The organism is Corynebacterium hansenii (assembly GCF_030408795.1).
Taxonomy (GTDB): domain Bacteria; phylum Actinomycetota; class Actinomycetes; order Mycobacteriales; family Mycobacteriaceae; genus Corynebacterium; species Corynebacterium hansenii.
On sequence record NZ_CP047211.1, the window covers coordinates 1,069,290 to 1,082,985 of the forward strand.

The following is a 13,696-nucleotide window of genomic DNA, read 5'->3' on the forward strand; positions in this document are numbered from 1 at the left end:
ACGACGGCGTGACCGGCGGCGAAACCGCCACAGCAGGCGAGCTGACGTCCAAGTACGACGATCCCCGCGTCCCGCTGCTGGCCGCGGCGCGGTCGGGCGCGATTGCGCTGGGCATCTTGACGGTTCTCTCGCTGCTCGTCTGGGGTGGCAAGGAAGGCATGCCGGGAGTGTGGGGCGTCGTATTGGGCGCCGCCATCGGCGGCGGCTTCGTGCTGCTGACCGTGCTCTCGGTGCTCCTCACCGCGAGGTCGACTCCGACCATGACCGGCGCGGTGGTGATGTTCGGCTGGCTGGCGAAGATCGTCGTGCTGATCCTCATCCTCTTCGCCATCAAGGACCTGACCTTCTACGACACCACGGCGTTCTTCGTCACCGTCGTGCTGGCGCTGATCGTGACCCTGGGCGCGGAAGTGTGGGGCATGTCTCAGTCGAATCTCACCTATGTAACCGGTTCCTGAACCGACCCGGGGGCGAACGCCTGACCGAATGAGTGCGCGCCGGTGCACCGCGGTTACGGCAACCCGCCCGTTCACCTCCGGTTTTCCCCCGAAAACGGCGCAATCCCACAGGATCAGGCGCCGTTTTCCTTTTTTTCGGGGCCGAATGGCCGGGGGTGTGCCCGATGTGAAAAACGTGCCGGAACTGTTATCCTGAGCGACGGGTAAGACGGCTTGCCCCTGTTTCGGGCATCCCGGAAGAGGGGAGCGGGTCGACGGCCGTAGTGATACGGGTCGGCTTCTGCTGACGCCCCGTGTACGCCGTGCAGATGTGCGAATGGAATCCGCGGCGCTCCACGTTAAACGACGTCCTTCGCACCGCTTGACCCAGTTCTTGCGGCCCAATCACGGGAGAGAACGCTGAGCGTTACAACACTTGCCGAGATGAAGGGTGAGTTTCACTCACCCAACTTGCAGGAGGAGTACTTCCCGGGTGAGCTGTACAACGACTTCATCATTGGTGGTGCCGGCGACTGGTTCGCCATGGATCGCCTGATGGTCGTTCGCCTGCTCATGGCCGTTATCGTCGCCATCTTCTTCGTGGTCGCCTTCCGGCGCCCGAAGCTGGTGCCGACGGGACTGCAGAATGTCGCCGAGATGATGATGGACTTCGTCCGCATCAACATCGCGGAGGAGATTCTGGGCAAGAAGGAGGGCCGCCGGTTCATGCCGGTGCTGGCCACCATCTTCTTCCTGGTCATTTCGATGAACCTTGCGGCCGTGATCCCCGGCCTCAACATTTCGCCCAACGCGCGAATCGGCATGCCGCTGGTCCTCGCAGTGTTCGCCTACATCGCCTTCATCTACGCGGGCTCGAAGAAGTACGGCTTCTTCAAGTACGTGAAGTCGTCGGTGGTCATCCCGAACCTGCCCCCGGCGCTCCACCTCATCGTGGTGCCCATCGAAATCTTCTCCACCTTCGTTCTGCGCCCGGCCACGTTGACCATCCGTCTGATGGCCAACATGCTGGCCGGCCACATGGTCCTGGTCCTCCTGTTCGGTGCCACGAACTTCTTCTTCTGGCAGATGAACGGGTGGACGGCCCTGTCCGGCTTGACCCTCATCGCCTCGATCCTGTTCACGCTGTTCGAGCTTCTGGTGATCTTCCTGCAGGCGTACATCTTCGCCCTGCTGAGCGCCGTCTACATCGAACTGTCGCTGCACGCAGACGAGCACTAGCAAGCCCGCCGCCGGGGCACGCCCCGGCAACGGGCCCAATTTCATAGCACGACCCATTTGACCCCGCCCGGGCATCCACTACGACTCCATGAGCCCGGGAATCCTCAGAAAGGGAACGGTTCATAATGAACGACGTCATCCTCTCCGCCCAGGACGCTGTCACCAACCCGGACACCACCTCCGGTCTGAAGACGATCGGCTACGGCCTGTCCACCCTGGGCCCGGGCCTCGGCATCGGCATCGTCGCCGGCAAGACCGTCGAGGGCATGGCCCGCCAGCCCGAGATGGCCGGCCAGCTCCGCACCACCATGTTCCTGGGCATCGCCTTCACCGAGGCGCTCGCCCTCATCGGCCTGGTCGCCGGCTTCGTTTTCTAAGTCCGGACCTCAACTAAGCGGAGAACACTGAACCATGACGGATTTCATTCACTACCTGGCGGCGGGGGAGGCACTTCCCCTTGGGGAGCAGATCAACCCCCTTCTGCCCAAGTCCTATGACATCGTCTGGTCCATTGTCCCGCTCATTGTCATCCTGGTGCTCTTCTGGAAGCTCGTGCTTCCGAAGTTCCAGGAGGTCCTGACCGAGCGGGAGGACCGGATTGAGGGCGGCATCGAGCGTGCCGAGGCCGCGCAGGCCGAGGCCAAGGCCGCTCTCGAGAAGTACAACAGCCAGCTCGCCGAGGCCCGCACCGAAGCCGCCAAGATCCGCGATGAGGCCCGAGTCCAGGGTCAGAAGATCATCGCCGAGGCGACTTCGAAGGCCAACGACGAGAGCGCACGAATCATCGAGTCCGGTGAGAAGCAGCTGGCGGCCCAGCGTGAGCAGGTCGTCGCCGAGCTTCGCAAGGAGATGGGGCAGAACTCGATCAACCTCGCGGAGCGTCTGCTCGGCGAGCAGCTGTCCGATGACGTCAAGACGTCGGGCACGATCGATCGCTTCCTCAGCAACCTTGACACCGTGGCCCCGGCCGGAAAGTAGGCGACATGCACGCAGCTAGCCGCGAATCTTTGGCGCAGCTCCGTACGGAGCTCGACGCCGCCGTCGGCGGCGCCAACGTCTCCGTCGCGAACGCGGCCCAGACCGGCTCCGAGCTTTTCGACGTCGTCGAAACCCTCGACTCCGACCGCGGCCTGCGTGTCGCCGTCGCCGATCAGTCGGTTGCGGCGGAGCAGCGCACCGGAATCATCCGGAGCCTGTTCGCTGGGAAGGTGTCCGAGACGACCCTCAAGGTCATCACGGACGCCGCCGCGCAGACCTGGTCGAACTCGCGCGAATTCCGCGCGGGCCTGGTGGAGCTGGGCCGCCGTGCCCTGCTGCGCTCGGCCGAGGGCCAGGGCCAGCTGGAAACGGTCGAGGATGAGCTGTTCCGTTTGAGCAGCATCCTCGTCAACGAGCCGCAGCTCGAGCAGCTGCTGGCCGACAAGGCCGCGACCCCCGAGGCGAAGCGGGGTCTCCTGGCCTCCGTGCTGTACGGCAAGGTCACTTCGGTGACCGAGGCGTTGGCGCTGCAGGCCGTCGGGCGCCCCGAAAAGCGCCCCGCGGACGACATCGACTTCCTGTCCCGGCTCGCCGCCGGCCTCCGGAATCGCACCGTCGCCCGTGTGACCAGTGCAACCGCTATCTCCCCGGAGCAGCAGCGTGCGCTGGCGGACAAGCTCGGCCGGGTTTACGGCGAAGAGATGTCCATCCACACCGAGATCGATCCCTCGATCCTCGGTGGACTGGTCATCCGGGTCGGCGATGAGGTCATCGACGGCAGCCTTTCGAGGAAGCTCGAGAAGTTGCGCGTCGGCCTTGGCTGACGGATGGTTTGACGAAATTTCACTGGAAGTAGAATTTACCGAGAGCAGGAAGAACATGGCGGAGCTGACGATCTCCTCCGACGAGATCCGTAGCGCGATTGCGAATTACACCTCGAGCTACTCCCCGGAGGCCTCCCGCGAGGAGGTCGGCGTGGTCATCAGTGCTGCTGATGGCATCGCGCAGGTTGCGGGTATGCCGTCGGTCATGACCAACGAGCTTCTCGAGTTCCCGGGCGGCGTCATCGGCGTCGCGCAGAACCTCGACACCGACAAGGTCGGCGTCGTGGTGCTGGGCAACTTCGAGTCGCTCGCCGAGGGCGACGAGGTCAAGCGGACGGGCGATGTCCTGTCCATCCCGGTCGGGGACAATTTCCTCGGCCGCGTTATCAACCCCCTGGGCCAGCCGATCGACGGCCTGGGCGACATCGAGGCCGAAGAGGACCGCGTCCTGGAGCTCCAGGCCCCGTCCGTGCTGCAGCGTCAGCCGGTCGAGGAGCCGATGGCCACCGGCATCAAGGCCATCGACGCGATGACCCCGATCGGCCGCGGTCAGCGACAGCTGATCATCGGTGACCGCAAGACCGGCAAGACCGCGGTCTGCCTGGACACCATCCTCAACCAGAAGGCGAACTGGGAGTCCGGCGATCCGACGAAGCAGGTGCGCTGCATCTACGTCGCGATCGGCCAGAAGGGCTCGACCATCGCCGGCGTGCGCAAGACCCTCGAGGATCACGGCGCGCTCGAGTACACCACCATCGTGGCCGCCCCGGCCTCCGATGCCGCCGGCTTCAAGTGGCTGGCCCCCTTCGCGGGTGCCGCCCTGGGCCAGCACTGGATGTACCAGGGCAAGCACGTCCTGGTCATCTACGATGACCTGACCAAGCAGGCCGAGGCCTACCGCGCCATCTCCCTGCTGCTGCGCCGCCCGCCGGGACGCGAGGCGTACCCGGGCGACGTCTTCTACCTGCACTCCCGTCTGCTGGAGCGCGCGGCGAAGCTGTCCGACGACATGGGCGCCGGTTCGCTGACCGCCCTGCCGATCATCGAGACGAAGGCCAACGACGTCTCCGCCTTCATCCCGACCAACGTGATCTCCATCACCGATGGTCAGGTCTTCCTGGAGTCGGACCTGTTCAACCAGGGCGTCCGCCCGGCCATCAACGTCGGCGTCTCGGTTTCCCGAGTCGGCGGCGCCGCGCAGACCAAGGGCATGAAGAAGGTCTCCGGCAACCTGCGTCTGGACCTCGCGTCCTACCGCGACCTCGAGGCGTTCGCCATGTTCGCGTCCGACCTCGACGACGCCTCCAAGCGCCAGCTCGAGCGCGGCCAGCGACTGGTCGAGCTGCTGAAGCAGAAGGAGAACCAGCCGCAGTCGGTCGAGTACCAGATGACCTCGATCTACCTGGCCGGCGAGGGCGAGTTCGACGACGTCCCGGTCGAGGACGTGCGCCGCTTCGAGACCGAGCTGATGGAGTACCTGTACTCCAACAATGAGGCCGTTTTCGAGCAGATCGAGGGCGGCACGCCCTTCACCGACGAGTCGAAGGCCGCCCTGAAGAGCTCCGTCGCGGAGTTCAAGAAGGGCTTCCAGACCTCGGAGGGCGCGCCCGTCGTGAAGGAGGCTCCCGCCGAGCCCCTCGCCGAGGGCGAGAAGACCAAGGAGCAGATCTCGGTCTCCCGCAAGTCCGCCGCGAAGTAGTCGGGGCGTGTTTGCAATGACCGTTATCGAAAATGAAGGGAGGCGTTAGAACATGGCGAATCTTCGTGAACTTCGAGACCGCATCAAGTCGGTGAACTCGACGAAGAAGATCACCAAGGCACAGGAGCTCATCGCGACCTCGCGCATCACCAAGGCGCAGCGCCGCGTTGCGGATTCCCAGCCCTACGCCGACGAGATCGAGAGCGTCATCGGTCGCCTCGCCTCGGCTTCCTCGCTTGATCACCCGATGCTGCACGAGCGCGAGGGCGCGTCCCGTGCCGCGATTCTCGTGGTGACGTCCGATCGCGGCATGTGCGGCGGTTACAACCACAACGTCCTGAAGAAGGCCGCGGAGCTCCGCGCCTCCCTGAAGGACGAGGGGTACGAGACCGTCACCTACGTCACGGGCCGCAAGGGCATCGATTACTACGATTTCCGCGAGATGCCGTTGGCCGGCACCTGGGAGGGCTTCTCCCAGGATCCGGACTACGACCTCACCCATGACGTCCGTCGCCACCTGATCGACGGGTTCGTCGCCTCCTCCGAGGGCACCGCCAAGTACCGCGAGGGACTGCGCGTGGCCGAGGGAGAGCCGATCCAGGGCTTCGACCAGGTGCACGTGGTGTACACGGAGTTCGTGTCCATGCTGTCCCAGATCCCGCGGGCGCACCAGATGCTGCCCATCGAGCCGGTCATTGAGACCGAGGAGATGGATCTGGGCGAGGACATGCTTTCCGACGGCGGCGGGGACCTGCACCCGGACTACGAATTCGAGCCGGATGCCGACACGCTGCTTTCGGAGCTGCTTCCGCAGTACGTGTCGAAGAGCCTGTTCGCCGTGATGCTGGAGGCCGCCGCCTCCGAGTCCGCGGCGCGACGCAACGCCATGAAGTCCGCGACCGACAACGCGACCGAGCTGGTCAAGGACCTCTCGCGCGTGGCCAACCAGGCCCGTCAGGCGCAGATCACCCAGGAAATCACAGAGATCGTCGGTGGCGCCGGTGCGCTCGACGACAGCGGAGAAAGTGACTAGATATGAGCACAGCTCTCAACGAGCAGAACACTGCGACGGCCACCGGCCGCATCGTGCGTGTCATCGGTGCCGTCGTCGACGTGGAGTTCCCGCGTAACGAGCTCCCGGCACTGTACAACGCGCTGACCGTGGAAGTTACCCTTCCGTCGGTCGCCAAGAAGATCGTCCTCGAGACGGCGCAGCACCTGGGCGACAACCTGGTGCGCACCATCGCCATGGCCCCGACCGACGGTCTGGTCCGCGGCGCGGAGGTTATCGACTCGGGCAAGCCGATTTCGGTTCCGGTCGGCGACGTCGTCAAGGGCCACGTCTTCAACGCCATGGGCGACTGCCTGGACGAGCCGGGCCTCGGCCGCGACGGCGAGCAGTGGGGCATCCACCGCGAGCCCCCGGCCTTCGACCAGCTCGAGGGCAAGACCGAGATCCTGGAGACGGGCATCAAGGTCATCGACCTCCTGACCCCCTACGTCAAGGGCGGCAAGATCGGCCTGTTCGGTGGCGCCGGCGTCGGCAAGACCGTTCTGATCCAGGAGATGATCACCCGCATCGCCCGCGAGTTCTCGGGTACGTCGGTGTTCGCCGGCGTCGGCGAGCGCACGCGTGAGGGCACGGACCTCTTCCTCGAGATGGAGGAGATGGGCGTGCTGCAGGATACGGCCCTCGTCTTCGGCCAGATGGACGAGCCGCCGGGAGTCCGCATGCGCGTCGCGCTGTCGGGCCTGACCATGGCGGAGTACTTCCGTGACGTGCAGCACCAGGACGTGCTGCTGTTCATCGACAACATCTTCCGCTTCACGCAGGCCGGTTCCGAGGTGTCGACCCTGCTGGGCCGCATGCCCTCGGCCGTGGGCTACCAGCCGACGCTGGCCGACGAGATGGGCGTCCTCCAGGACCGAATCACGTCGACCAAGGGCCGTTCGATCACGTCTCTGCAGGCCGTCTACGTGCCCGCCGACGACTACACCGACCCGGCTCCGGCGACCACGTTCGCCCACCTCGACGCCACCACGGAGCTCGACCGCTCCATCGCGTCGAAGGGCATCTACCCGGCCGTGAACCCGCTGTCGTCGACGTCTCGCATCCTCGAGCCGTCCATCGTCGGCGAGGAGCACTACCGCGTGGCGCAGCAGGTCATCAACATCCTGCAGAAGAACAAGGAGCTCCAGGACATCATCGCGATCCTGGGCATGGACGAGCTGTCCGAGGAGGACAAGGTCACCGTCCAGCGCGCCCGTCGCATCCAGCGATTCCTGGGCCAGAACTTCTTCGTCGCGGAGAAGTTCACCGGCCTGCCGGGCTCCTACGTGCCGCTGAAGGACACCATCGTGGCCTTCGACCGCATCTGCAAGGGCGACTTCGACAACTACCCGGAAATGGCCTTCGACGGCCTGGGCGGCCTCGACGACGTCGAGAAGAAGTACGCCGAGATGCAGAAGAAGTAAGGGGCGTTCCACATGGCTGACATCGCCACCGAACTGGTCGCCGTCGAGCGCAAGCTCTGGGAGGGCAGGGCCACTTCCGTGACGGCCGAGACCACCGAGGGTGAGATCGGCGTGCTGCCCGGCCACCAGCCCTTCCTCGGCCAGTTGACCGAAAAGGGCACGGTGACCATCCGGACCGACGACGGCCAGGTTCTGGTCGCCGCGGTGCAGGGCGGGTTCCTCTCCGTGTCCACGCACAAGATCACCGTCCTCGCCGACAAGGCCGTTTGGGCCGACGAGGTCGACGTCGCCGACGCGGAGTCCCGTCTCCAGTCGGATGACCCGGAGGTCAAGGCACGGGCAGAGTCCGAGCTGCGCGCCTCGCGCCGCGCCTCGGGCGCCGCTTAGGCGGCAACCGGTCGCACGACCAGGTTCTTCACCCGCATCGGGGGAGGGGCGCCGGAACCACGTGAAAGCGTGGTTCCGGCGCCCTTCTCTTTTGCTTGCCGACGGCCGCCCGGCAGCCGGCTCCGCCGTTCGTTTTACCGGCGGCCCGGGCGTCGACTAGGCTTTTCTCAATACCCTTATGGGCGCCCTTTCGGGCACCCTTTCCAGCACCCTTTCAAGCCCCACCCCATAACCCATCCCGGCACCCATCCAGCGCCATCTTCCCGCTCCGCGGGCGAGCGAAACGAGGTCATTGTGGACGCCCTGAACGTCTTCGTGCTTGTCGTTGCCTTCGTTCTGCTGCTCGGGGGAGCGCTGGCGTTGTGGAGGTTCGCGAAGCTGCGTTCCAAGGGCACGCCGGTGATCATCCGCCCGATTCCCGCCCAGGACGGCGGCGCGTGGCGTCATGGCGTGTTCAAGTACACGGATTGCACCGCCTTCGTATACAAGCTCCGTTCGCTCCGTCCCGGCGCGGATCTGTCCTTCCCCCGCAGCGACGTGGAAATCCTCTCTCGCCGAGAGCCCACCACGATCGAGGCGGGGTTTTTCGATCGCGGGCTCCACGTGGTCGTCTTTTCCGTCGCGGGGCAGGGCGAGTGGGAGCTCGCGGTGGACGATTCCGGGGACACCGCGCTGGTGGCGTGGGTGGAGTCGTCGCCGTCGGTGCGCCAGACGCGCAGGCTGCCCACGAACATCGAGGAGCGCTTCCGCAGGGTCCGCGCCCGCGGCGCCGGCGAGGGCCGTTCCAACGGCCGCTCCGGCGGGGGCCGTCGCTGAGGCGCACGCCACGCATCGTTAGGGTGGTGGGCATGCGCCTCGTTATCGCCCGCTGCACCGTCGACTACGTCGGCCGTCTCACCGCCCACCTTCCGGAGGCCCCGCGCCTGCTCCTGGTCAAGGCGGACGGTTCGGTCTCCGTCCACGCCGATGACCGGGCGTACAAGCCGCTGAACTGGATGACCCCGCCGTGCTCGCTGTCGGAGCAACCGATTCTCGACGAGTCGGGGGAGGACACCGGCGAGTTGCTGTGGATCGTGGAGAACTCCAAGGGGGAGCAGCTGCGCATCACCATTTCCGAGGTGCTTTCCGACGAAACCCACGAACTCGGGCAGGACCCGGGGCTGGTCAAGGACGGCGTGGAGACCCACCTGCAGGAGCTGCTGGCGGAGCATTTCACCACGTTCGGCGAGGGCTGGACCCTCATCCGCCGGGAGTACCCGACGGCGATCGGACCGGTGGACCTGCTGGGCCGCGACTCCGATGGCGCGACGGTCGCCGTGGAGGTCAAGCGCCGCGGCAACATCGACGGCGTGGAACAGCTGACCCGCTACCTGGACATGCTCAACAGGGACGAGATGCTCGCCCCCGTCGCCGGCGTGTTCGCCGCGCAGGAAATCAAGCCGCAGGCCCGCACCCTCGCCGAGGACCGCGGCATCCGGTGCGTGGTCGTCGACTACGACACGCTGCGCGGCACCGAGTCCAACGAGCTGCGCCTCTTCTGAGCGCCCGAACGGTCAAAGTCGGAGGCGGGAAAGTGGGACGGGGCAAGAAGCGTCGCCTGGGAAAGGGCGCCGGAGGACGGGGACGCGGGGCGTCGCAAAGCAAAAATGCGGTGACGAGGCCGCTGCCGAGCCTCGGCGCATTCCAGAACACGCGCACCGAACCGGGGCCGGGGAGGCTGGCGGGGGAGGACTTCCACGTGCGCGACGTCGCATCGGGCCAGGCGACGAAGTGGTACCGCTGCCCCGGCTGCGACCAGGAGATTCCGCCGGGCGTCGCGCATGTCGTGGCGTGGCCGGCCGACTACGGGGGGCGGGCCGACGACCGCCGGCACTGGCACCGCAACTGCTGGGGCAAGCGCGCGGACCGGGGAATCACCCGCCGCCGGGGCTAGCCGCCGGGGCTGGCTGCATCCCGGATGCATCGAACGGGCGCAACCGGAAGATTCCGGGAAGGTCACTATTCCGTTCGGGCATCCGCGGGAGTAGTCTGAATGCTGACAGTACCGGAATCGGACCAAGATTCGGACATAACCGCACGTCCCGCGGTGTGAGGCGGGAACCGCGGACCCGGTCGGCCTTCGTTTCCGGCAGCCCCCGCGACCGGTCATGTCCGGCCGCGGCCGACGAAAGGGACCTCAGTGGCCGCTACGGTCGAGTCCACAGCGAAATTCATCCTCGACAAGGTCGGCGGGCCGGAGAACATCTCCTCCGTGACGCACTGCGCCACCCGCCTCCGCTTCCACCTCCACGACCTCTCCCTGGCCGACCAGGACGCCATCGACGCCGACGACAAGGTGCTCGGCGTGGTGCCGCAGGGCTCCACGGGCCTGCAGGTGATCATGGGCGGCGACGTGGGCAACTACCACCAGGCGCTCGTCCGCCAGCCGGGCATGGGCGAATCCGGCGGCGGCTCGGCCAAGGCGTCCCGCGGGCCGAAGGTCGGCGCCGACGGCAAGAAGGAGTACGACGGCGTCCGCGGCAAGTTCGGCTGGGTCGACTTCTGCTTCGAGTTCCTGTCCGACACGTTCCGCCCCGTCCTGTGGGCACTGCTGGGCGCGTCGCTGATCATCACCCTGCTGGTGCTGGCCGACACCTTCGGCATCCAGTCGTTCAGCGCCCCCGAGGGCGAGACCCTGCCGCCGACGTGGCAGTTCCTGCACGCCATGTGGCGGTCGGTGTTCTACTTCCTGCCGGTCATGGTCGGCGCGACCGCGGCCCGCAAGCTCGGCGCCAACGAGTGGGTCGGCGCCGCCATCCCGGCCGCGATGCTCACCCCGGAGTTCCTCAAGCTGGGCAGCCAGGGCGACACCGTCACCGTCTTCGGCCTGCCGATGGTCCTCAACGACTACGCCGGCCAGGTCTTCCCGCCGCTGTTCGCCGCGGTGATCCTGTACTTCGTGGAGAAGGGCCTGAAGAAGATCATCCCGGGCGACATCCAGATGGTGTTCGTGCCGTTCTTCTCGCTGCTGATCATGATCCCGCTGACCGCGTTCCTCGTCGGCCCGTTCGGCATCGGCCTGGGCAACGGCATCTCCAACATGCTGCTGGCCATCAACGGGTTCTCGCCGTTCGTCCTCGCCATCGTCGTGCCGCTGATCTACCCGTTCATGGTTCCGCTGGGCCTGCACTGGCCGCTCAACGCCATCATGATCCAGAACATCGCGTCGCTGGGCTACGACTTCATCCAGGGCCCCATGGGCGCGTGGAACTTCGCGTGCTTCGGCCTGGTCACCGGCGTCATGATCGTCGCCATGCGCGAGAAGGACGCCTCCATGCGCCAGGTCTCCTCCGGCGGCATGTTCGCCGGCCTGCTCGGCGGCATTTCCGAGCCCAGCCTCTACGGCGTCGTGCTGCGCTTCAAGAAGACCTACCTGCGCCTGCTGCCCGGCTGCTTCGTCGGCGGCGTGGTGATGGGCCTATTCAACGTCAAGGCCAAGGCCTTCGTGTTCACCTCGATGCTGACCGTCGGCGCGTTCGACCCGCTGGGCGGCTACGTCATCGGCATCGCCGCGGCGTTCTTCACGTCGCTGCTGCTGGTGCTGTTCTTCGACTACCGCTCCGCCGAGGAGAAGGCAGACGCCCACGAGCGCATCGCCCGCGAGCGCGCCGCCGCCATGGCCGAGGTCGAGGAAGCGGCCAACGCGCCCCTGCCCGAATCCTCGCGTGACGACGCCGCCGTCCCCGCGACCGCCGCCGCCGGTGCGGGCGCCGGCGCCGCGACCGCCGTGGCCGTCGCCGATGCCCCGACCGCCGAGCAGCTCGACCTCGCCGTCGCCGCGCCGATGAGCGGCACGCTGCTGCCGCTGTCGGAGGTGCCCGACGCCGCCTTCGCCGCCGGCAAGGTCGGCAAGGGCGCGGCCATCGACCCCGATGGCGACACCGTCGTCGCGCCCGCCGACGGCAAGGTCATGGTGACCTTCCCGACCGGCCACGCCGTCGGCCTGAAGCTGGACAACGGCCTGCAGATCCTGGTCCACATCGGCGTCGACACCGTGAACATGGACGGCAAGGGCTTCGAGTTCCTGGTGTCCAAGGGCGATCACGTCACCGCGGGCACCCCGCTGGTGCGTTTCGACCGCGACGCCATCGTCGCCGCCGGCTACTCGCCGATCACCCCGGTTCTGGTGACGAACCACAGGAAGTTCGGTTCGGTCGACGTCGTCGCGAAGCAGGGCCCGATCGCCATCGGCGACGAGCTGCTGGAGGCGACCCCGAAGCCGCCGAAGACGGAGGCCGAGCAGGCGTAGACGCCCGCTGCTTCTTTCGGGCAAACCCACCCCCTGGCGGCACCGAGGCCGGCTAACCCACCCCGAATGTGCAGACCCACCCGCTGTAACGGGTGGGGTTGCGCATTCGGGGTGGGTTTGCGCGATTCGGGGGAACCGATCGGCTCCGGTCCGCGTCTAACACGGCGGGAGGGCCGAAAGCCGGCGCTCGCATGATGCGGAAAATGGGGGAGAAGCGATGCCGGGGGACCGGGAGACGTTTGCGGTGCACGGGGACACGGGCCTGGTGCTCAGCTCTATGCAGGGGGAGGCGGGGCCGGAGCTGCTGCGGTCGGCGGTTGCTCGGGGCCGGATCGAGCGGCTCGTCCGAGGGGTGTACGCGATTGCGGCAAGTCGGCCGGCGCACGAGACCTACGTGCTGCTGGCGATGGCGGTCGGGCTGACCAATGGCGCATCGGTGGTGACGGGGCCGGCGGCCGCGGCGATCATGGGGTTCGCGTTCCTCAGGCCGGGGGACGGGCGCGTGGACGTGCTCGCGGTCGGATCGAAGGATCGGCACCGAGGGCGGACGGTCACGCGGCGGGCCGTGAAATCCGCCGGCACGGTGTACATCTCGCGCGGAATCAGGGTCACCTCCCCGGTGCGGACCGTGCTGGAGACGTGCGTGCTGCACGGGTTCAAGGCCGGGTTGGTCGTCGCCGAATCGGTGATGTGGCGGGGATGCGGCGATGCCGATGCCTTCGCCGCCGAGCTGCGTTCGATGGGGCCCCGGCGCGGGATCAAAGAGGCGCGGCGCGTGGTGGCGCTGGCGTCGGACCGCAGCCAATCGGCGGGCGAATCGCTGGTCCGCTGGTGCATCGACCGTGCGGGGCTGCCGCAGCCGCTGCAACAGGTGGCGTTGTACGACCGGCGCGGCAATTGGCTCGCGGTGGTCGACTTCTTCTGGCCGGAGCTCGGGCTGGTCATCGAATTCGACGGCTTGGTGAAGACCTCCGGCAAATTCGGTGCTCCGTCGGAGGTGGCGCGCAAGCAGTTGGACCGCCAGAATCTGCTGCTTCATGCCGGCGTGCGGGTGATCCGGCTGGAGTGGGACGACGTGTTTTCGGGGCGGTGCATCGCCGTGCTGGTCGACGCGTACCGGCAGCGGCAGGCGCAGGGGTCGGACTTCACGGGGCATCATCGGCTCGCGGATCCGTCGTCCCAGCGCAGGTGAGAGCACCCGCCCTTTTCGCCGCTGAACCCACCCCGAATGCGCAGACCCACCCGCTGTAACGGGTGGGGTTGCGCATTCGGGGTGGGGTTGCGCCGGGGAAGCGGTGGACGGCGCTGGGCGGGGTGGGGTTGCGCATTCGGGGTGGGTTTGCGCCGGGGGAAGCGGTGGACAGCGCTG

Annotated in this window: 14 protein-coding genes; all 14 read left to right on the top strand. The window is 66.9% G+C overall.

The annotated features are described in order from the left end of the window. The first annotated feature begins 8 nt into the window (after positions 1-8). Positions 9-458: a Cg1360 family ATP-synthase-associated protein gene (locus CHAN_RS04740; RefSeq protein WP_290293330.1), complete on the top strand. Its 450-nt coding sequence runs from the start codon at positions 9-11 to the stop codon at positions 456-458. Between the two features lie 423 nt (positions 459-881). Then, positions 882-1,676 carry a F0F1 ATP synthase subunit A gene (gene atpB / locus CHAN_RS04745; RefSeq protein ID WP_048742645.1) on the top strand — a complete coding sequence of 265 codons (795 nt, stop codon included), beginning with the start codon at positions 882-884 and terminating at the stop codon, positions 1,674-1,676. A gap of 125 nt (positions 1,677-1,801) precedes the next feature. Then, positions 1,802-2,053, top strand: coding sequence for an ATP synthase F0 subunit C (locus CHAN_RS04750; protein WP_290292360.1), 252 nt, complete (start codon positions 1,802-1,804; stop codon positions 2,051-2,053). 34 nt (positions 2,054-2,087) lie between these two features. After that, entirely contained in the window at positions 2,088-2,654 is a 567-nt protein-coding gene (locus CHAN_RS04755) for a F0F1 ATP synthase subunit B (RefSeq protein WP_048742642.1), read from the top strand. 5 nt (positions 2,655-2,659) lie between these two features. After that, positions 2,660-3,478: a F0F1 ATP synthase subunit delta gene (locus CHAN_RS04760; RefSeq protein ID WP_048742640.1), complete on the top strand. Its 819-nt coding sequence runs from the start codon at positions 2,660-2,662 to the stop codon at positions 3,476-3,478. Between the two features lie 55 nt (positions 3,479-3,533). Next, a complete protein-coding gene (gene atpA / locus CHAN_RS04765; protein WP_048742638.1) occupies positions 3,534-5,177 on the top strand; it encodes a F0F1 ATP synthase subunit alpha in 1,644 nt (547 codons plus the stop codon). 52 nt (positions 5,178-5,229) lie between these two features. Beyond that, the gene (locus CHAN_RS04770) at positions 5,230-6,210 is read left to right on the top strand and encodes a F0F1 ATP synthase subunit gamma (RefSeq protein ID WP_290292365.1); all 981 of its coding nucleotides are present in this window, start codon (positions 5,230-5,232) and stop codon (positions 6,208-6,210) included. 2 nt (positions 6,211-6,212) lie between these two features. Next, positions 6,213-7,652, top strand: a complete 1,440-nt coding sequence (gene atpD, locus CHAN_RS04775; protein WP_048742634.1) for a F0F1 ATP synthase subunit beta — start codon at positions 6,213-6,215, stop codon at positions 7,650-7,652. A gap of 12 nt (positions 7,653-7,664) precedes the next feature. Further along, positions 7,665-8,039: a F0F1 ATP synthase subunit epsilon gene (locus CHAN_RS04780; protein WP_048742632.1), complete on the top strand. Its 375-nt coding sequence runs from the start codon at positions 7,665-7,667 to the stop codon at positions 8,037-8,039. Between the two features lie 294 nt (positions 8,040-8,333). After that, complete coding sequence (locus CHAN_RS04785; RefSeq protein ID WP_065421507.1) at positions 8,334-8,855, top strand: DUF2550 domain-containing protein; 522 nt, start codon at positions 8,334-8,336, stop codon at positions 8,853-8,855. Between the two features lie 32 nt (positions 8,856-8,887). After that, positions 8,888-9,580: an endonuclease NucS gene (nucS, locus tag CHAN_RS04790; protein WP_048742630.1), complete on the top strand. Its 693-nt coding sequence runs from the start codon at positions 8,888-8,890 to the stop codon at positions 9,578-9,580. Between the two features lie 110 nt (positions 9,581-9,690). After that, positions 9,691-9,972, top strand: coding sequence for an Rv1322 family protein (locus CHAN_RS04795; RefSeq protein WP_048742628.1), 282 nt, complete (start codon positions 9,691-9,693; stop codon positions 9,970-9,972). 246 nt (positions 9,973-10,218) lie between these two features. Further along, positions 10,219-12,327: a glucose PTS transporter subunit IIA gene (locus tag CHAN_RS04800; protein WP_290292374.1), complete on the top strand. Its 2,109-nt coding sequence runs from the start codon at positions 10,219-10,221 to the stop codon at positions 12,325-12,327. A gap of 217 nt (positions 12,328-12,544) precedes the next feature. Next, a complete protein-coding gene (locus CHAN_RS04805) occupies positions 12,545-13,519 on the top strand; it encodes a PDDEXK family nuclease (RefSeq protein ID WP_290292376.1) in 975 nt (324 codons plus the stop codon). Positions 13,520-13,696: the final 177 nt, after the last annotated feature.

Bases quoted from the DNA above. Each gene is read 5' to 3' on its own strand.
- atpB (WP_048742645.1), top strand. From the start codon at position 882: ATGAAGGGTGAGTTTCACTCACCCAACTTGCAGGAGGAGTACTTCCCG.
- CHAN_RS04750 (WP_290292360.1), top strand. From the start codon at position 1,802: ATGAACGACGTCATCCTCTCCGCCCAGGACGCTGTCACCAACCCGGAC.
- CHAN_RS04755 (WP_048742642.1), top strand. From the start codon at position 2,088: ATGACGGATTTCATTCACTACCTGGCGGCGGGGGAGGCACTTCCCCTT.
- CHAN_RS04760 (WP_048742640.1), top strand. From the start codon at position 2,660: ATGCACGCAGCTAGCCGCGAATCTTTGGCGCAGCTCCGTACGGAGCTC.
- atpA (WP_048742638.1), top strand. From the start codon at position 3,534: ATGGCGGAGCTGACGATCTCCTCCGACGAGATCCGTAGCGCGATTGCG.
- CHAN_RS04770 (WP_290292365.1), top strand. From the start codon at position 5,230: ATGGCGAATCTTCGTGAACTTCGAGACCGCATCAAGTCGGTGAACTCG.
- atpD (WP_048742634.1), top strand. From the start codon at position 6,213: ATGAGCACAGCTCTCAACGAGCAGAACACTGCGACGGCCACCGGCCGC.
- CHAN_RS04780 (WP_048742632.1), top strand. From the start codon at position 7,665: ATGGCTGACATCGCCACCGAACTGGTCGCCGTCGAGCGCAAGCTCTGG.
- nucS (WP_048742630.1), top strand. From the start codon at position 8,888: ATGCGCCTCGTTATCGCCCGCTGCACCGTCGACTACGTCGGCCGTCTC.
- CHAN_RS04805 (WP_290292376.1), top strand. From the start codon at position 12,545: ATGCCGGGGGACCGGGAGACGTTTGCGGTGCACGGGGACACGGGCCTG.